Below are 17287 nucleotides of genomic sequence, written 5' to 3'. Positions count from 1 at the left end.
AGGCTCAACGAGCAAGGGCGTAGCCGAGCCAGGCGACGCCCAGGCAAGCCACCACCGTGATCACGGCGTACGCGAGCCCGCGCCAGCCACCCTTGTTCACCGACTGGACCGCCACCGCCGAGTACGTCGTGAACGCACCGCAGAACCCGGTGCCCCACAAGGTCATCGCGTCCGTGCCGACGCCGTGCCCGACCAGCCATCCCAGCAGTGCCGACCCGAGCAGGTTGACCAGCAGGGTGCCCCAGTGGACGGTCCGGTCCAGGGCGCGGCCCGCGAGCAGCCGGGCCGGTGCACCGACGGCCGCCCCGAGGGCCACCAGCAGCGCGCTCACTCGTCCACCCCGGACTCCTCGGCATCGGCGCGGGCAGCGGCCGTGCTCCACCGGTCGACGACCGCGACCGCGACCAGGGCGGCGACCAGCGTCCCGGCGACGTAGCAGAACGCGGTGAGGTCCCGGTTGTGCTCGAAGAGCGTGACGGTCTCCGCCGATGCGGCCGACATCGTGGTGAAGCCGCCCATCACCCCGGTGCCCAGGAACACCCCGAGCAGGGGCGAGCGGCGTACGACGGCGAAGGCCGGCAGGGCCGCCAGCAGCGCACTGCCCACGACGTTGATCGCGAACACGGTCCACGGGAAGCCGGTCCCGACGGCGTGCCACTCGGTCAGGCCGTAGCGCGCCAGCGAGCCGAGCACGCCCCCGACCGCGGCCGCCGCGAGTGCACGGCCCAGCGGGGGTGGGGTCACGAGACCTCCTGGCGCCCGACCAGGCGGGTCGGTCCGACCCACGGCATCGGCCGGTGCCCGTTCGCCTGGCGGCTGAACTCGCCGAGGTACCAGCGCTGCAGCGACATCAGCTCCGGGGACGGCCGTACGGCGAGCAGCTTCTCCTGCGCGAAGCTGCGGTAGATCTCCTCGAGGAGCACCGCCACCCGGGACATCGACTCCGGGGCGGTCGCCGGCACCCGGTAGGCGAGGTCGACGGTGTCCTTGTGCGCGTCCATCGCGCTGTCCAGGTCGTCCAGCCCGACGACCTGGCGGCGCTCGTGCTCGATCTGCAGGTAGGTCTCGGCGAACTCGACGGCGATCGGGTACCGGTCCGGGTCGGTGATCGCGAGCAGGCGGAGCTCGCGGCCAAGCTCGTTGAAGTGCAGCCGCAGGTGCGAGAACAGCTCGGTCGGCATGCCCAGCAGCTCGATGGTGAGCATCGACTCGGGGTCGGCGGGTTCCTCGCCGCGCTGCGCGATCGCGTCGTCGAGGTCGAAGAGCTCGCCCTCGGCCGGGTTCTCGCGAACCTCGGCGGCCGGCTCGAACCAGACCACCTTGCCGAACCCACGGGGGTCGATGTCGGCGCCCCAGCGGCGGGCGAAGCTCGCCACCAGGTCCAGGCCCCGACCGACGGTGGTCCAGGTGAGCTCGTCGTCGGCGTTGACCAGTGGCGTGGAGTGCCGCGGCTGCGGCGGCACCATCGACTGGTCGGTGACCTCGATCCGCGGGTGCTCGACGGTGCCGCGGACGTGCACGGTCATCGGCGGTTCGGCGTGCAGCAGGGCGTTGGTGACGAGCTCGGAGACGGCCAGTCGCGCGCTCTCGGCGAGCTCGGTGCGGCCGATCTCGTCGAGGACCCCGGAGACCCACTCGCGCGCCATCCTGACCGACGGCGCTCCGGCCGGCAGTGGAAGCGTGCGCTTGTTCCAGGGCACAGGGATTCGACTCCTGGGGACGAGAGTGGGTTCATCAGGGCTGTTGCCCATCCCTCCGGTTCGATGAAACCACATCGGGTACCCGAAGTTGCGGAGGGCACCTGAGCACCGGGACCCGGTGTGACGTACCAGACGGCCCCTCGATTGTGGCGGGAGAACCCAATCCGAGACAATGGACACATGGCTGAGAAGACGACGAAGCAACCGCACCGCGTTGTCGTGATCGGCTCCGGTTTCGGCGGGCTGTTCGGGACCAAGGCGCTGCGCAACTCCGACGTCCAGATCACGATGATCGCGAAGACGACGCACCACCTGTTCCAGCCGCTGCTGTACCAGGTGGCCACCGGCATCCTCTCCGAGGGCGAGATCGCGCCGCCGACCCGCGAGGTGCTCTCGTCGCAGGACAACGTCTCGGTCCTCCTGGGTGAGGTCACCGACATCGACCTGACCGCCAAGACCGTCACCTCGCACGTGCTGGGCCGCGAGCTCGAGACGCCGTACGACTCGCTGATCGTCGCGGCGGGTGCCGGCCAGTCCTACTTCGGCAACGACCAGTTCTCGACGTTCGCCCCGGGCATGAAGAGCATCGACGACGCGCTCGAGCTGCGCGGCCGCATCTTCGGCGCCTTCGAGCTCGCCGAGGTGATGGCGGCCCGCGGCCAGGAGGTCGACCACCTGCTGACCTTCGTCGTCGTCGGTGCCGGGCCGACCGGCGTGGAGATGGCCGGCCAGATCGCCGAGCTCGCCCACAAGACCCTGAAGAGCGACTTCCGCTCGATCAACACCCGCAAGGCCCGGGTGATCCTGCTCGACGCCGCGCCGCAGGTGCTGCCGCCGTTCGGCGCGAAGCTCGGCGGCTGGACGCAGAAGAAGCTCGAGGAGATCGGCGTCGAGGTCCAGCTCGGCGCGATGGTCGTCGAGGTCGACGAGCGCGGCCTCGAGGTCCAGGACAAGTCCGGCGAGCGCCGCCGCATCGAAGCGGTCACCAAGGTCTGGGCCGCCGGTGTCCAGGCCAGCGGGCTGGGCAAGACCCTCGCCGAGCAGACCGGTGCCGCCCTGGACCGTGCCGGCCGGATCGCGGTGAACCCCGACCTGACGCTGCCGGGTCACCCGGAGGTGTTCGTCGTCGGCGACATGGTCGCGCTCGACAACCTCCCCGGCGTCGCCCAGGTCGCGATCCAGGGTGCCCGGTACGCCGCCCGCGAGATCGACGGCCGCCTGCGCGGCAAGGCTCCGCAGACCGGCTTCAAGTACTTCGACAAGGGCAGCATGGCGACGATCTCGCGGTTCAGCGCGGTCGCCACCGTCGGCAAGCTCCGGCTGTCCGGGTTCGTGGCCTGGCTGATGTGGCTGGCCGTGCACCTCTTCTACATCACCGGGTTCAAGAACCAGGTGACCGCGCTGCTGCACTGGACGGTGACGTTCATCGGCAACGACCGCTCCGAGCGGACCGTGACCGAGCAGCAGATCTTCGCGCGCGAGGCGCTCAAGCGGCTCCAGGGCGGTACCGCCGACCTGGTCAGCGCGCCGAGCCCGGTGCCGACCCGCGAGGAGCTGGAGGAGCGGGCGCAGGAAGAGGTCAGGTTGACCGACTCCAACCGGCGTGGTGTGAAGGTCGGCTGACCGACCTCGGCGTCACTCGTACTGCGGCGGGGTCTCCCCGGACGCGGCGAGCTGCTCGCGCGCCCAGCGCGGCAGGATGAACAGGCCCTCGGCCTCGACGGTGACGTTGCCCTCGGCGTCCTTCAGCGCGCCTTTCACGATCGTCTTGATCCCGGCCGTCGAGTCCACCCAGGCCTCGGCCGAGCAGGCGCCCAGCGGGGTCGGCTGCCGGTAGCGCAGCGTCAGCGTCCCCGTCATGCCCGGGGTGCCGCCGGCCGCGGCCGCCTCGCCGAAGATCTGGTCGAGCACCAGCGCCAGCACGCCGCCGTGCACCTTGCCCGGCGGACCCTCGTAGAGCGCGTTGAGGAAGAACTCCGAGCTGGCGCCGCCCTTGACGTGGTCCTGCACGATCTTCAACGGGGGAGCGATCGCGTTGCGCATCCCGACGACGGTGTTCCCGTAACCGCGGACGTGACCGCTGGTGGTGACCACGACACCGAAGTTGCCCGGGATCATCTCGGCGCTGAGCAGCTCGGAGAGCTCCTCGACCTTGCGGGTGGCCTCGAGGATCACGTCGTGCGGCATCGTGGTGCGCAGGCTGACCTCGTTCAGCCGCCGCAGCGCCTCGGTGAGCCCGCCGTACACGGCCTGCTCCTCGGCGAACTCCTCGTCGGTCATGTCGACGGTGCGGTACTCGAACGGCGGCGTCATCCAGCCAGACTAGAACGAGTTCCAGTTCTGTGCACCGTGAGTCGCAGCACTTCCGCGCGGCGCTGCGGCGGGCCATGATCTGCGGATGGCCGACACGCTCGTACCGCCGAACGACCCGCACCAGGTGAAGGGCGCCGTCGCGCGCACCGCCGAGCGGCTCGCGCAGCTGCGGGTGGTGACCTGGTACCTGGTGCACATCGGGCGGGTCCTGGACCCGTTCCTGATGCGGATCAGCAAGGGACGGTTCAACAGCACCGGGTCGGACGTCCTGGTCGTGCTGACCACCACCGGCCGGAAGAGCGGACTGGCACGGCAGACGCCGCTGGCCTACTTCACCGACGGCGACGACGTGGTGCTGATCGCGTCGAAGGGCGGTGCGCCGGAGGACCCGACCTGGCTGCTCAACATCCGCGCGAACCCGGAGGTCGGTCTGCACGTCGGACCGCACGGTGGTGCCTACACCGCGCGCGAGGCCGTAGGCGCGGAACGGGAACGGCTCTGGGGGCTCGCCAACGCGCTGTACAGCGGGTACGACGGCTACCAGGCGCGCACCGAGCGGCAGATCCCCGTGGTCGTCTGCTCGCCTAGGCGCTGAGCACGGCCCCGACGGTCTCGGGGGCGAAGCCGGGGAAGACCGCGGCCGAAGAGGCGCCGAGGCGCTTGACCACGATCTCGGAGAGCACGCTGCGGTAGTCGGTGGTCACCGCGAGGTCGGCGTCGAGGCTGTTCTGCAGGCCCGGCCAGGTGCCGTAGTAGCCGCCCTTCACGCCGGCGCCCACGATGAACATCACGTTGCCGTGCCCGTGGTCGAGCCCGTAGTTGGCGTTCTCCTTCACCCGGCGGCCGAACTCGGAGATCGTCACCAGCGTCACCTTCGAGGCCTGGGAGCCGAGGTCGGTGAAGAAGCCGGAGATCGAGGTGGCCAGGGCCGCCGCGTTGTCGATCATCCGGCCCCACTCCAGGGTGCCGAGCCCCACGTGCATGTCCCAGCCGTCCTCGTGGTCGACGGCGATCACCTGGGCGCCGACGTCGCCCTTGATCGTCCTGGCTGCCGCGTGCAGTGCGCGGCCGAGGTCGTCGTCGGAGTAGACAGCCCCGTTCCAGGGCGCTTCCGCGGTCTTGCGGACCGGCGTGAAGTCGGCGACCGCGGTCAGTGCCGAGCGAGCGCCCTTGCCGAGCACCCCCGGGGCCGAGGACCACATGGTGTGCATCGAGGTCGTGCGCCGACCCGTACCGTCGTCGGCGCCGGACACCTCGAGGTCGTCGACCGACGTGGTCGTCACCGTCGGCTCCGGGCCGTAGAGCGCCGTGATCGGCACGGACATGCCGAGGCCGATCCCCTCCAGCGGGTGGGTGTAGGTGTCCTGGCCGATCAGGCGGTTCAGCCACCCGACGCGGGCGGTGGACCCGGGGTCGGCGTCCTCGAGCTCCTCCATCGCCGAGAAGTGCGAGCGGTTCGCGACCGGCAGCCCGGTGGCGTGCACGGCGGCCACCTTGCCGGCGTTCCACAGCGGAAGCATCGCCTTCATCGACGGGTGCAGCCCGAAGAACCCGTCCTTGGCCAGCAGCTTGTCCGAGGGGATCGCGATGTGCGGGCGGGCGGCGTAGTACGCCGGGTCCGCGTGCGGAACCACCAGGGAGAGGCCGTCGGCGGCACCGCGCAGGGAGAGCAGCACCAGCACGTTGTCGGCCGACTGCGTCGCGGCGTACGAGGTCTGCATGAAGGTCGCGCCGAAGACCGAGGTGGCCGCGCCGACGCCGAGGACACCCGCAGCGCCTCGCAGCAGGCCGCGCCGGGAGACCTGGCCGAACTCCTCGCAGCAGTCGTTCATGGTCACCTTCCGATGTGGTTCGGGTTGTCCAGGAACACCGTCAGCAGCCGCGGCATGTTCCAGCGGATCAGCGCGTGCTCCTTGGTGATCACCGTCGCGGGACCGATCCCGGTCGCCTGGCAGGCGACGCGGAGCAGGAGCGAGGTCGAGGTCCGCCCGAGGATCGTGCGCGACATGTGGTCGACCAGGGCGTCGAAGCGGATCGAGGACTTCGGCAGCCAGGACGCCGGTGACTTGTAGGTGATGTCGACCTTCGGCCACCAGGTGCCGGCCATCTCGTAGTGCACGGCGAACGATCCGAGCACGCGGGACACCGAGGACCAGGCGCCGGCGTAGTCCGGGCGACCGTCGGGGCGCGGCCACTCGAACGGTCCCTGGCCGATCTGGTGCGCCTGCCAGAGCATCAGAACCGCGGCGGACGAGTTGGACTTCGGCGAGCCGACCTTCACCCCCAGGGCCCGGTACGTCGCGATCACGTCCTCCTCGGGCGTGCGCACCTTCTTGCCGGCCGACGAGCGGAACTCCTGGCTCGCCACCAGGGCCTTGAGGACCGGCGCGATCGCGGTGTCGTTCGCCAGGAACACCGTGGCCAGGTGGTCGACCAGGGCCTGGCTCGGGTTGTCCGAGACGAACCGGACGGCGAGCTTGCGCGCGATCCGCTGGGCGGTCGACGGGTGGTGGGCGAGGTAGTCGAGGTAGGCCTTCGTCACCGCACGCCCGTCCGAGGACGTGTTGGGGCTGGTGAAGCCGAGCACCTTCACCGCGCCGGTCCAGTGCGAGCTCGGCTGGTAGCTGGCCACCCAGGTGTTCCAGACGTCGACGCGGTAACCGGTGAGGATCCGCGCCGAGCTCTTCACGTCGTCCTCGGTGTAGCCGGCGGCGCGACCCACGGTGTGCAGCTCGAGCAGCTCGCGGCCCAGGTTCTCGTTCGGCGCCGACTTCGTCGAGGACGCGTTGCCCAGGTAGCAGCCCATCGCCGGGTGCGTGATCGCCGCGTTGAGCAGGGTGTCGAACCGGCCTAGGGCGTGGCTGCGGAGCACGCGGCCGTACTCCATCCGGTGCCCGCCCGAGGGTCCGCCGGCGGTCGGGACGTGGAAGTGGTGCTCCCAGAAGGCGGCCATCGTCTCGAGCACCTGGCGCTTGGAGTACATCCGGCGCAGCATCGACCAGCGCTGGTAGTTCGCGTTGGCGGCCCAGACGTTCTCGATCCCGGCGTCGTCGCGTTCCCAGACCTTCAGGGGGTCGGCCTTGTTGGCGTACCACCACGAGGCCGACCCGGTGTAGAAGGTGTCCGAGATCGAGCTCGGGGACAGCTGGTGGGCGAACCAGCGGTCGATGCCTCCGGCGGCCTTGACCTCGTCCCGGGTGGCGAGGTTCCACCCCCCGGTGAAGCGGTTGACGACCAGGCGCGAGCGCGCGTCGAGGATGCGGGTGCCGGCGTAGGTGGCCGGGACAAAGCTGGCTGCCATCGTGGTCTTCGACGCCCTTCTCGGTTCCCTCGTCCGGTGCTTCATCGGCACCGGGGAGCGCAACCTGAGCGGAACGGTCGAAAAAGTTCGCGCCAGGTAGAGACAAGGGCGCGCGCGGTCGGTGAACCTGGGAGCCATGACCTCCCACCACGTCGACGTCCTCATCATCGGCGCCGGTATCTCGGGCATCGGCACTGCGTGCCGGCTGCGGCGCGAGCACCCCGAGCGGACCATCGCTCTGATCGACCGCCGCCAGGACATCGGCGGCACCTGGGACCTGTTCCGCTACCCGGGGATCCGTTCTGACTCCGACATGTACTCGATGGCGTTCGAGTTCCGGCCGTGGCAGCAGCCCCAGCTGCTCTCCGACGCCGGCTCGATCAAGGAGTACCTGCACGAGACCGCGGTCGAGTACGGCGTCGAGCGGCTGATCACCTTCGGGCGTCGCGTGCTGCGCGCCGACTGGTCGAGCGCTGATGCCCGGTGGACGGTCGCGGTGGAGGACGTGGACAGCGGCCGGATCGAGATCTGGACCTGCGGTTTCCTGGCCACCTGCACGGGCTACTACAACTACGACTCCGGTTACCTGCCGGAGTTCCCGGGCTCCGCCGACTTCCGCGGCGAGCTGGTGCACCCGCAGTTCTGGCCCGAGGACCTCGACTACGCGGGCAAGCAGGTCGTGGTCATCGGCAGCGGCGCGACCGCGGTGACCGTGGTGCCGGCAATGGCGCCGACGGCCGGTCACGTGACCATGCTGCAGCGCTCGCCGACGTACATGTACAACGTGCCGGTCCGCGACACCCTCGCGGCCGCGCTGGCCCGGGTGCTGCCCGAGCGGGCCGTCTACCGGTTCGTGAAGTGGCGTTGGGTGACCTTCCAGCGGATCACCTTCAAGGCCTGCCGGCGCTGGCCGAAGGTGATGCGCTGGTGGCTGCTGCGCAGCGTCCGCAAGCAGGTCGGCGACGGCGTCGACATGGCCCACTTCACGCCGCGCTACAACCCCTGGGACGAGCGGGTGTGCGCGGTCTCCGACGGGGACCTGTTCGCCGGCGTGGCCGACGGGTCGATCTCGGTCGTCACCGACACGATCGACCAGTTCACCGACAGCGGTGTCCGGCTGTCCTCGGGAGCCGAGCTGCCGGCCGACGTGATCGTCACCGCCACCGGCCTGCAGGTGCAGATGCTCGGTGGCTTCGAGCTGTACGTCGACGGCGAGCGCCGCGACCTGCACGACCAGCTCGTCTATAAGGGCGTGCTGATCGAGGGCGTGCCGAACCTGATCTGGGTCTTCGGCTACACCAACGCGTCCTGGACGCTGAAGGTCGACATCGCCGGTGAGTACCTGTGCCGCCTGCTCAGCCATCTCGACGACCACGGCAAGGCGGTGGTGGTGGCGCGTGACCACGGCGACAACCTGCTCGACGAATCCATGCTCGACATCCTCGACTCCGGGTACGCCCGTCGGGCGCGCGCGGTGGTGCCGCGGCAGGGCAAGCGCGACCCGTGGCGGATGGAGATGAACTACAAGCTCGACGTGAAGGTCCTGCTGCACGACCCGATCGCCGACGGCGTTCTCGAATTCCGTGATGCGCCGGTGAACGCCGACGCGGTCGCATAACCTCCCCCGCATGGAGATCGGTGTCGCGCTACCCCAGATGGCGCCCGGCTACGGCCCGGGGACGACCGTCGAGTGGGCCCGTCGCATCGACGCCGGCCCCTTCTCGAGCGTGTCCGCGGGCGAGCGGGTCACCTTCGACAACCCGGAGATGGTGGCGACGCTCGGGGCGTGCGCCGCGGTCACCGAGCGGGTGCGGGTGCTGGCCAACCTGTGGGTGCTGCCGCAGCACCCGATGGCGATGGTGGCCCAGCAGATCGGCACCCTCGACCAGCTCGCCGACGGCCGCCTCGAGGTCGCGGTCGGCGTGGGGGGTCGTGAGCACGACTACCGCGCGCTGGACGCCGAGTTCACCGCCCGGCACAAGCGCCTCGACGAGAAGGTGCTCGAGCTCAAGGCACTGCTGGCAGGCCAGCCGCCGTTCCCCGGGGCCGACCCGGTCGGTCCGCCGACCGTCCAGCCCGACGGCCCGGTGATCCTCGCCGGCGCGATGGGTCCGAAGGCGATGACGCGAGCCGCGACCTGGGCCGACGGCATCAGTGCGTTCAGCATCGCCGGCGACCGCGACGAGATCGAGCGCACCAACCTGCTGGCGGAGAAGAGCTGGGCGGAGGCCGGACGGGAGTCCGGTCCGCGCAAGGTCAGCGGCTGCTTCGTCGCGCTCGGTGTCCCCGCGGCCGAGGAGGTGCTGCGGTCCTTCACCGCGCGCTACCTGGCGTTCCTGGGGCGGGAGCTCGCCGAGGCGATCGCCGCCACCGCCCGGACCGCCTCGCCCGAGGCGCTCGCGGCCGTACTCGACGGCGCCGAGGCCGCGGGCTGCGACGAGTTCATCCTGGTGCCGGCGACGACCGATCCCGCCTTCGTCGACGTGGCCGCGGAGGTCGCCGCCGCCCGCGCCTGACCGGTCAGGGTCTTGACGCTCGTTCGCTAGAACGTGTTCTATTCCTGGCATGACGCTGAAGGTGATCCAGTGGGCGACCGGTGGGGTCGGCCGCGCCGCGATCGAGCACATCCGGCTGCACCCCGATCTCGAGCTCGTCGGGTGCTGGGTGCACTCGGAGGAGAAGTCCGGCAAGGACGTCGGCGAGATCATCGGCACCGACCCGATCGGGGTCACGGCGACCAGCAGCATGGACGAGATCCTCGCGATGGAGGCCGACTGCGTCCTGTACTCGCCGCTGATGCCGAACCCCAAGGAGGTCGCGGCGATCCTGCGCTCGGGCAAGAACGTGGTCACCCCGCTCGGGTGGTTCTGGCCGAGCGCCGAGGAGAAGGCCCGGATGGAGCCCGCCTGCCTCGAGGGCGGCGTCACCCTGCACGGCACCGGCATCGACCCGGGCGGTGCCACCGAGCAGCAGCCGCTGTTCTTCGCCGGCCTGTCCTCGGCGATCACCTACGTGCGCGGTGAGGAGTACTCCGACATCCGCACCTACAACGCCCCCGACGTCGTCCGGCACATCATGGGCTTCGGCCAATCGCCGGAGGAGGCGATGAACGGCCCGATGCTGGCACTGCTCGCCAACGGCTTCGAGCAGTCGGTGCAGATGTGCCTGGACACGCTCGGGTTCGCCGACGCCGAGATCCGCGCGACCCGGGAGATCGCGGTGGCCACCGCACCGATCGACTCGCCCATCGGCACCATCGAGCCCGGCCAGGTGGCTGCCCAGCAGTTCGCCTGGGAGGCCTTCGTCGGCGACACCAAGGTCGTCCGCGTCGCGGTGAACTGGCTGATGGGCGACGAGCACCTGGACCCGCCGTGGAAGTACGGCCCGGACGGTGTCCGGTTCGAGGTCGAGGTCAAGGGCGACCCGGACTGCCACGTGACCATCCACGGCTGGCACCCGACGACCGTCGCCGCCGGGCTCGAGCGCAACCCCGGCATCGTGGTCACCGCCGCGCACTGCGTGAACTCGATCCCCTACGTCTGCGCCGCCGACCCGGGCATCCTCACCTTCGTCCAGATGCCGCTGGTCACCGGCCGGGCCCACCCCGACCTGGCGCGCTGATGGACGTCAGCCAGTTCCCGTCGCTGGACCCGGAGCTCGCTCCGATCGTCGAGCTGATTCCGGACACCAGCGGCGCGTTCGACGACATCCCTGCCGCGCGGGCGATGTTCGATGAGTGGCTGCCGGCGGGTCCGGTGCCCGGCGAGGAGTCGGTCGAGATCCGCGACGAGGTCGCCGACGGCGTGCCCGTGCGCATCTACCGGCCGCGCGGCGTCGCGGGTGACCTGCCCGGGATCCTCTACCTGCACGGCGGCGGGTTCTGCATCGGCAGCATCGACACCGAGCACGGCGGCGCGGTCTCCCTGGCCAACGCGGTGCAGGCGGTCGTGGTCAACGTCGGGTACCGGCTCGCTCCCGAGCACCCCTACCCAGCCGGGCTCGAGGACTGCTACACCGCGCTGAAGTTCCTGGCCGCGCTCGAAGGTGTGGACACGAACCGGCTGGCCGTACACGGACAGAGCGCCGGAGGCGGCCTGTCGGCGGCGACCGCCCTGCTGGCCCGCGACCGCGGCGGCCCGGCGCTGTGCTTCCAGGCGCTCGGGATCCCCGAGCTCGACGACCGGCTCGAGACACCGTCGATGACGGCGTTCACGAACACCCCGATGTGGGCCCGTCCCCAGGCGATCAAGTCCTGGGAGTACTACCTCGGCGGACAGCAGGCCGACCAGTACGCCGCCCCGGCCCGCGCCGAGGACCTCTCCGGCCTCCCGCCGACCTACCTGGTCACCTGCGAGCTCGACCCGTTGCGCGACGAGGGCCTCACCTACGCGATGCGGCTGCTCGCGGCCGGCGTACCGGTCGAGGTGCACAACTACCCGGGCGCGTTCCACGGTGCGCAGCTCGTCCCGGGTGCGGCCGTCGTCCAGAGGATGAATGATGACCTGGTGGGCGCGCTCAAGCGGGCCCTGCACGCCTAGGAGGGTCGATTGGGGTTCTACGGCGACAGGATCGTGCCGCGGATCGTGAACCTGGCCTGCGGCACCGGCGAGATGAAGAAGTACCGCTCCCGGGTCTGCGCCGGCCTGCACGGTGAGGTCGTCGAGGTCGGCTTCGGCTCGGGCCTCAACGTCGCCTTCTACCCCGAGGCTGTGACCCGGGTCGCGGCAGTCGAACCCTCCGACGTCGGCTGGCGCCTGGGTGCCGACAACGTCGCGTCGACGTCGGTGCCGATCGAGCGCGCAGGCCTGGACGGCCAGCGGCTGCCGTTCGCGGACGACTCGTTCGACACCGCGCTGAGCACCTGGACGCTCTGCACGATCCCGGACGGGGTGGCCGCGCTGAAGGAGCTGCGCCGCGTGCTGCGTCCCGGCGGGACGCTGCACTTCGTCGAGCACGGCCTCGCGCCGGACGAGAAGGTGCAGCGCTGGCAGCACCGGCTCAACCCGATCGAGCGGGTGGTCGCCGGCGGGTGCAACTTCAACCGCGAGATCCCGCGGATGATCACCGACGCCGGCTTCACGATGGCCGAGCTCGACCAGTTCTACGCCGACGGCCCGCGGTTCGCGGCCGCCTTCTCGCTCGGCACGGCGAGCGCCTGACGTTTCCTCTCGGCCCGGTCGGGCACGTGTCTTCCGAGAGCTCGCGGCACCGCGCTGCGGGAACGGAAGGACGTGCGACATGTACATCGGACTCGGCATCGTGCTGCTCGTGCTCGGCCTCATCCTCGCCTTCGACGTCATCACCGTCGACCTGAGCTACGTCAACGACAACGCCCTGGGCGTCATCCTGATCGTCTGCGGCATCCTCGCGATCGTGCTGTCCTTCGCGCTGACCGACCGCTACCGCCGGCGTCACGTGGTCGTCGACAGCGCGGCTGTGCACGACCGGCACTACGTGGACGACCCGATCGTCGAGGAGCGCCGCTACCGCTGACGGTGTGGGCGCTGTGGTGGGCCCCCAGGGGCTCGAACCCTGAACCCGCGGATTAAAAGTCCGCTGCTCTGCCAGTTGAGCTAGAGGCCCGCACGGACGCCCGTCGCGCGGTCGGTCCGTACCGGCGCAGCCTAGCGGTCGGTCGGAGCGAAGGTCCGCGCTGACCCGTCGGCCAGCACCGCGACGCCGGTGCGGCCGCGGGCGGTCAGCCAGTCGATCCCGGACGCACCCATCACGAACGCGGCGGTGGCGTCGATGTCGGCCCAGGTCAGGTCGTCGCCCACGACGGTGATCGAGGCGAGCTCGCTCGGTGTACGTCCCGTTCGCGGGTCGACGATGTGCGCACCGCGGTGCGCGAGCCCTGAGGTGGCCACCCCGCCGTCGAGCACCGGGACCACCGCGATCACCCGGGAGGGGTCGTGCGGGTCCTCGATGCCGATCCGCCACGGATCAGCGTCCGGGCGCCGGGTCACGCAGACCAGGTCGCCACCGGCCGAGAGGCAGACGTCGGTGTCCTCGAGGACGTCGAGCTCGGCGACGGCCCGCTGCACCGCCCACCCCTTGACCACTCCGCTGGGGTCGAGGCCGCCCGCCTCCTCGGAGCCGGCCGACCAGACGTCGAAGGCTCCGCCCGACTCGAGGCGCGCCTGCTCGGCGAGCACGAGCACCTCGCCGACCATCGCCGGGCACTCCTGGACGGTGACCTCACCGCGGCCGAGGCGGGAGACCCAGCTGTCCGATCGGTACGTCGAGAACACCGCGTCCACCGCGCGCAGCGAGTCGACGACCCGACCCCACGCGCGATCGGCGACCGGAGTGCCCGCCCACCGTCCGCGCAGGGCGAGGCTGATGGGCATGCCCATCACCTGCTCGACGTACCGGACGGGGGTGGTCATGGCTCAGAGCTGGTCGAGCGCGCTCTGCAGCGACTTCAGGTAACCGACGCTGGTGACCGTGGCACCGGAGACCATGTCGATCGAGGCGCCCTGGGCCTGGAGCGTCTCGTTGATGAGGATCGGCAGCGCCCGGTTGTTGATGGTGATGTCGCGGGAGTTGGCGTTCGGGTACTGGAGCACGGTCACGCTGGTGATCGTCGTGCCGGTGACCTTGAGCTGGACCTGGACGGGTCCCCACCGGGTCGACGCGACCGACCCGGTCAGCGTCCTGCTGCTCGGCGGCTTCGGGGTGGGCTTGGGGGTCGGCTTGGGAGTGGGTTTCGGGGTCGGGCTGGTGGTCTTGACCGGGGTCGGCGTGGAGTGGTGCGTCGGAGCCGAGCTCGGCTTCGGCGCTGCGCTGGTCCGCGACGGCTTCGAGGTCGCGGTCGGCCGGTGGGCTGTCGGCGTGGCCGTCGCCGACGGGGTCGGCTGGGTGGCGCGCCGGTGTGCCTTCGGGTGCGCGCGGTGCGTCGGCCTGCTCGTGGGGGTGCCGGTCGTCCTCGTCGGCGGAGGGGGTTCGCCGCCCGCGCCGGCGGTGGGCACCGAGGCGGTGAACTCCCGGTGCACGGAGCTGTCGCTGCTCGCGAGCATCGGGCCGGCCGTCGAGGTGTGGTAGCCGAACAGCAGCACGAGGACGGACACGGTGCTCAGGGCCCAGTAGACGATGCGGTTCACGGGGTCACCACGCAAAGCTCTCGAGGTGCAGGCGCTCGTCCGGGAGCCCGGCTCGGGCGAGGGTGGTGCGGACGAGGTCCGTCCACGGCCGCGGCCCGCACAGGTACACGTCGCGCTCGGCGACGTCGGGCAGCCAGTGCCGCAGTGCGGCCAGGTCGTCGACGTCCGCGGGGATGCCCTCGCCCAGCCACGAGTCGGGGGCGCGGCGCCGTCCGGGGAGTCGCAGCACTGCGAGCCCTCGGGACGTCGCGAGGGCGTCGACCTCGTCGGTGAACAACGCGGTGCTGGTGAACCGCTCGAGGTAGAACGCGTCGCCCGCGGCGTACGGGAGCTCTCCGGCCAGGGACCGCAGCGGGGTGATGCCGACACCGGCGCCGATGAACGCGACCTTCGGGGCGGTCCGCGCCCGCGAGCTCAGGCGGCCGTACGGGCCCTCGACGAGGACGCGGGTCCCCGGCCGGAGCCCGGCCACCCGGCGGCTCCCGTCACCCGCGTCGGCGACGGTGATGCGCAGGCGGCGGCCGTCGGGCTCGGCCGAGAGCGAGTACGGGTTGCCCCGGGTCCAGCCGGCACCGTCGAGGAACCGCCAGGTGAAGAACTGGCCGGCGCGGACGTCCAGGTCCCCGAGGTGGCGCCCGGTCACGTGCACCGACCACACCCCCGGAGCCTCGGTAACCACGCCGTCCACCACCAGCCGGTGTCGGAGGTTCCGCCACACCGGTACGCCGACCCGCCAGGTCAGCACGACCCCGGCCACCACGCCCCAGGCCGTCCACCAGAACAGGGTCTTGCCGGGGGAGTCGGTGAACTCCTGCCCGGTCCAGAGCTGGTGCGGCAGCGCGAGGCCGACACCGAGGTAGCCGTAGAGGTGCAGCAGGTGCCACGACTCGTAGCGCAGGCGTCGGCGGGCCGCCTTGATGCTGGTGACGACGACCATGACCAGGCAGGCGGTCCCGACGACCCCGAGCAGCATGCCGGAGTAGTGCACGGTCAGGTCCCAGAAGGTCGCTGGTGTCGCGGAAAGACGCGCGGCGGCGTACCCGTCGGTGATCGTCAGGACGTGCACGAGCATGAGGGTGAACGAGGTGAACCCGACCAGGCGGTGCAGCCGCGCGAGCTCGTCCTGGCCGAAGGCACGCTCGAGCGCCGGGACGCGGGTCATCAGCACGACCTGGGCGAGCAGCAGAACCGAGGCGACCAGGCCGGACAGGCGTCCGATCGACATCATCGCGCCGGCGAGCGTGCCGAGGTCCTGCACCCCGCCGTCGTGGGCCCACCAGAAGGTGACCAGGAGCAGGCTGGCGCAGAGCAGCGCGACCGCCGTACGGCGGGTGCCGGCGTCACGCCGGGCAGCGCGGCCCAGCGCGAGGTTCCGGGTCGGGTGGGGCTCGAACAGTGCCGTCACGCGGACTTCCTCCTGGTTGAGCCCTCCTGATCGGCAGCTACCGCGGAAATCTCAGCCCGAACGACCTCCGGGTTTGCCAGGGTGGTCGGTGTGAAACGCATCGGACTCCTGGGCGGGATGAGCTGGGAGAGCAGCGCCGAGTACTACCGGTTGGTGAACGAGCTGGTCCGGGACCGCCTCGGCGGGCTGCACTCGGCGGACTGCTTGCTGCGCTCGGTCGACTTCGCGACCGTCGAGGAGCTCCAGGTCTCCGGACGCTGGGTTGAGGCCGGCGCGATGCTGGCCGACGCTGCGCGCCAGCTCGAGGCCGCCGGAGCCGAGGTGATCGTGCTCTGCACCAACACCATGCACAAGGTCGCGGACGCGATCGAGGAGGCGGTCGGGATCCCGCTGCTGCACCTAGCCGACGCAACGGCCGCGGCCGCCACCGCAGCCCGGCTGACCCAGGTCGGGCTGCTGGGCACCGCGTTCACGATGGAGCAGGACTTCTACCGCGACCGGCTCGCGGGGCACGGTCTGGAGGTCCTCGTACCCGACGCCGAGGACCGGGCCCTGGTCCACCGGGTCATCTACGACGAGCTCTGCCTGGGCATCGTGAAGGACGAGTCCCGGGCTGCGTACGTCGAGGTGATCGGGCGCCTGGTCGCGGCCGGCTGCGAGGGCGTCATCCTGGGTTGCACCGAGATCGAGCTGCTGATCGGTCAGGACGACAGCCCGGTGCCGGTGCTGCCGACGACCCGGCTGCATGCCGAGGCGGCCGTGGACTGGGCGCTGGCGTAGCGGCTAGTTCTCCGGGCCGAGTGCCCGGTAGTGCTCGACGATCGACACGAACTGCTCGGGCTCCACGGTCGACGAGGTGATCGTGAACTGCTTCCCGACGTCGTTCCGCAGGGTCGCCTTCCAGGAGCGGGTGACCTTCTCGGGCATCGTGAGCTCGGTCGCCGGGTCGCGCAGGTCCCAGCTCTCGCCGGTGGATCCGCGGGAGATCTCCAGGGTCCCGTTGCTGATCGAGACGATCGCCGGGGTCCAGTTGAGCAGTGCCCACCAGCTCGCCATCGCAGCGAAGGTGGCTGCTCCGGCGGCGATCAGCGCGGGCCGGCCGCCGTTGGAGACGGCCCAGAAGATGCCGATCACGGCGCCGACGAAGAAGATCGCGAACAGGGTGCCGAACAGGTAGCTGAGCGAGTTGCCCGGACGGAACTCGACGAAGCGCGGGACCGGTTCGGTGGACGCCCGCGCGGCGGGGGCTTCGAGGCGCTCGGGCTCGGGGGCCGGCTCGGGTTCTTCCTCGTCCTCGATCTCGGTCTCGTCCTCGACCGGCTCGGCGACGTACGGCTCCTCGACCGGGAGGTCGACAACGTCCTCGGACGGTTCTTCCGCCGGCACCTCGTCAGTCGTCGGCTCGTCGGCTCGCTCGTCCTCCGCAGGCTCGTCCTCGATCCAGTCCTCGATGACGACCTCGTCT

18 protein-coding genes, 1 tRNA gene and 1 pseudogene are annotated in these 17287 nt (G+C 70.8%); 9 read left to right on the top strand and 11 right to left on the bottom strand.

Features of this window, described 5'->3' with window-relative positions; all coding sequences use genetic code 11:
• Positions 1–4: 4 nt before the first annotated feature.
• Genes EFL95_RS16105 through EFL95_RS16095 form a run of 3 tightly spaced genes read right to left on the bottom strand, consistent with a single transcriptional unit; the run spans position 5 to position 1700 of the window.
• Positions 5–331 carry a fluoride efflux transporter FluC gene (locus tag EFL95_RS16105; protein ID WP_123235128.1) on the bottom strand — a complete coding sequence of 109 codons (327 nt, stop codon included), beginning with the start codon at positions 329–331 and terminating at the stop codon, positions 5–7.
• Complete coding sequence (locus tag EFL95_RS16100; RefSeq protein ID WP_123235127.1) at positions 328–744, bottom strand: fluoride efflux transporter FluC; 417 nt, start codon at positions 742–744, stop codon at positions 328–330. Before EFL95_RS16100 ends, EFL95_RS16105 begins: the two co-directional genes overlap by 4 nt.
• Positions 741–1700: an ATP-binding protein gene (locus EFL95_RS16095; RefSeq protein ID WP_123235126.1), complete on the bottom strand. Its 960-nt coding sequence runs from the start codon at positions 1698–1700 to the stop codon at positions 741–743. The genes EFL95_RS16100 and EFL95_RS16095 overlap by 4 nt, the downstream gene beginning before the upstream one ends.
• A 180-nt stretch (positions 1701–1880) precedes the next feature.
• Here EFL95_RS16095 and EFL95_RS16090 point away from each other — a divergent pair, with 180 nt between their 5' ends.
• Complete coding sequence (locus tag EFL95_RS16090; RefSeq protein WP_123235125.1) at positions 1881–3323, top strand: NAD(P)/FAD-dependent oxidoreductase; 1443 nt, start codon at positions 1881–1883, stop codon at positions 3321–3323.
• Positions 3324–3335: 12 nt separating this feature from the next.
• Here the strand turns inward: EFL95_RS16090 and EFL95_RS16085 are convergent, their stop codons facing one another.
• Positions 3336–4013: a PaaI family thioesterase gene (locus EFL95_RS16085; RefSeq protein ID WP_123235124.1), complete on the bottom strand. Its 678-nt coding sequence runs from the start codon at positions 4011–4013 to the stop codon at positions 3336–3338.
• A gap of 85 nt (positions 4014–4098) precedes the next feature.
• Between EFL95_RS16085 and EFL95_RS16080 the strand changes: the two genes are divergently transcribed.
• Positions 4099–4608: a nitroreductase family deazaflavin-dependent oxidoreductase gene (locus tag EFL95_RS16080; RefSeq protein ID WP_123235123.1), complete on the top strand. Its 510-nt coding sequence runs from the start codon at positions 4099–4101 to the stop codon at positions 4606–4608.
• On the opposite strand, the gene EFL95_RS16075 is transcribed toward EFL95_RS16080, so the two are convergent.
• Positions 4598–5845, bottom strand: coding sequence for a DUF1501 domain-containing protein (locus EFL95_RS16075; protein WP_123235122.1), 1248 nt, complete (start codon positions 5843–5845; stop codon positions 4598–4600). The genes EFL95_RS16080 and EFL95_RS16075 overlap by 11 nt on opposite strands.
• A gap of 2 nt (positions 5846–5847) precedes the next feature.
• Complete coding sequence (locus EFL95_RS16070; RefSeq protein ID WP_183407219.1) at positions 5848–7314, bottom strand: DUF1800 domain-containing protein; 1467 nt, start codon at positions 7312–7314, stop codon at positions 5848–5850.
• Positions 7315–7450: 136 nt separating this feature from the next.
• Here EFL95_RS16070 and EFL95_RS16065 point away from each other — a divergent pair, with 136 nt between their 5' ends.
• From EFL95_RS16065 to EFL95_RS16040, 6 genes are all read left to right on the top strand, one after another.
• A complete protein-coding gene (locus EFL95_RS16065) occupies positions 7451–8932 on the top strand; it encodes a flavin-containing monooxygenase (protein ID WP_123235387.1) in 1482 nt (493 codons plus the stop codon).
• A gap of 10 nt (positions 8933–8942) precedes the next feature.
• Positions 8943–9830, top strand: a complete 888-nt coding sequence (locus EFL95_RS16060) for an LLM class flavin-dependent oxidoreductase (RefSeq protein WP_123235121.1) — start codon at positions 8943–8945, stop codon at positions 9828–9830.
• Between the two features lie 49 nt (positions 9831–9879).
• Positions 9880–10935 (top strand): NAD(P)H-dependent amine dehydrogenase family protein, encoded by a 1056-nt coding sequence (locus EFL95_RS16055; RefSeq protein WP_123235120.1) that lies wholly within the window; start codon positions 9880–9882, stop codon positions 10933–10935.
• The gene (locus tag EFL95_RS16050; protein WP_123235119.1) at positions 10935–11852 is read left to right on the top strand and encodes an alpha/beta hydrolase; all 918 of its coding nucleotides are present in this window, start codon (positions 10935–10937) and stop codon (positions 11850–11852) included. The genes EFL95_RS16055 and EFL95_RS16050 overlap by 1 nt, the downstream gene beginning before the upstream one ends.
• A 9-nt stretch (positions 11853–11861) precedes the next feature.
• Positions 11862–12473, top strand: a complete 612-nt coding sequence (locus tag EFL95_RS16045; RefSeq protein WP_123235118.1) for a class I SAM-dependent methyltransferase — start codon at positions 11862–11864, stop codon at positions 12471–12473.
• A 79-nt stretch (positions 12474–12552) separates the two neighbouring features.
• Positions 12553–12807 carry a DUF6458 family protein gene (locus EFL95_RS16040; protein WP_123235117.1) on the top strand — a complete coding sequence of 85 codons (255 nt, stop codon included), beginning with the start codon at positions 12553–12555 and terminating at the stop codon, positions 12805–12807.
• A 14-nt stretch (positions 12808–12821) separates the two neighbouring features.
• On the opposite strand, the gene EFL95_RS16035 is transcribed toward EFL95_RS16040, so the two are convergent.
• The 4 genes from EFL95_RS16035 to EFL95_RS16020 form a co-directional block, all read right to left on the bottom strand.
• A tRNA-Lys gene (locus tag EFL95_RS16035) sits at positions 12822–12897 on the bottom strand.
• A gap of 41 nt (positions 12898–12938) precedes the next feature.
• The gene (locus EFL95_RS16030; protein WP_123235116.1) at positions 12939–13703 is read right to left on the bottom strand and encodes an FAD:protein FMN transferase; all 765 of its coding nucleotides are present in this window, start codon (positions 13701–13703) and stop codon (positions 12939–12941) included.
• 3 nt (positions 13704–13706) lie between these two features.
• Positions 13707–14417, bottom strand: a complete 711-nt coding sequence (locus tag EFL95_RS19620) for an FMN-binding protein (RefSeq protein WP_246005001.1) — start codon at positions 14415–14417, stop codon at positions 13707–13709.
• A gap of 4 nt (positions 14418–14421) precedes the next feature.
• Positions 14422–15822, bottom strand: a complete 1401-nt coding sequence (locus EFL95_RS16020) for a ferredoxin reductase family protein (RefSeq protein ID WP_221176472.1) — start codon at positions 15820–15822, stop codon at positions 14422–14424.
• 90 nt (positions 15823–15912) lie between these two features.
• Here EFL95_RS16020 and EFL95_RS16015 point away from each other — a divergent pair, with 90 nt between their 5' ends.
• Positions 15913–16602: an aspartate/glutamate racemase family protein gene (locus tag EFL95_RS16015; RefSeq protein ID WP_123235384.1), complete on the top strand. Its 690-nt coding sequence runs from the start codon at positions 15913–15915 to the stop codon at positions 16600–16602.
• A gap of 3 nt (positions 16603–16605) precedes the next feature.
• Here EFL95_RS16015 and EFL95_RS19615 read toward each other — a convergent pair.
• Positions 16606–17287 (bottom strand): annotated as a pseudogene (locus tag EFL95_RS19615) (hypothetical protein); the annotation flags it as partial.

This window comes from Nocardioides marmorisolisilvae (assembly GCF_003725775.1).
In the GTDB taxonomy this organism is placed as follows: Bacteria; Actinomycetota; Actinomycetes; order Propionibacteriales; family Nocardioidaceae; genus Marmoricola; species Marmoricola marmorisolisilvae.
The sequence above is the reverse complement of the archived record's forward strand: the minus strand, read 5'-3'. Positions and strand labels throughout refer to the sequence as shown.

Coding starts and splice junctions, on each gene's coding strand:
- EFL95_RS16040 (WP_123235117.1), top strand. CDS start 12,553: ATGTACATCGGACTCGGCATCGTGCTGCTCGTGCTCGGCCTCATCCTC.
- EFL95_RS16070 (WP_183407219.1), bottom strand. CDS start 7,314: ATGGCAGCCAGCTTTGTCCCGGCCACCTACGCCGGCACCCGCATCCTC.
- EFL95_RS16060 (WP_123235121.1), top strand. CDS start 8,943: ATGGAGATCGGTGTCGCGCTACCCCAGATGGCGCCCGGCTACGGCCCG.
- EFL95_RS16065 (WP_123235387.1), top strand. CDS start 7,451: ATGACCTCCCACCACGTCGACGTCCTCATCATCGGCGCCGGTATCTCG.
- EFL95_RS16075 (WP_123235122.1), bottom strand. CDS start 5,845: ATGAACGACTGCTGCGAGGAGTTCGGCCAGGTCTCCCGGCGCGGCCTG.
- EFL95_RS16050 (WP_123235119.1), top strand. CDS start 10,935: ATGGACGTCAGCCAGTTCCCGTCGCTGGACCCGGAGCTCGCTCCGATC.
- EFL95_RS16085 (WP_123235124.1), bottom strand. CDS start 4,013: ATGACGCCGCCGTTCGAGTACCGCACCGTCGACATGACCGACGAGGAG.
- EFL95_RS16055 (WP_123235120.1), top strand. CDS start 9,880: ATGACGCTGAAGGTGATCCAGTGGGCGACCGGTGGGGTCGGCCGCGCC.
- EFL95_RS16080 (WP_123235123.1), top strand. CDS start 4,099: ATGGCCGACACGCTCGTACCGCCGAACGACCCGCACCAGGTGAAGGGC.
- EFL95_RS16030 (WP_123235116.1), bottom strand. CDS start 13,703: ATGACCACCCCCGTCCGGTACGTCGAGCAGGTGATGGGCATGCCCATC.
- EFL95_RS16090 (WP_123235125.1), top strand. CDS start 1,881: ATGGCTGAGAAGACGACGAAGCAACCGCACCGCGTTGTCGTGATCGGC.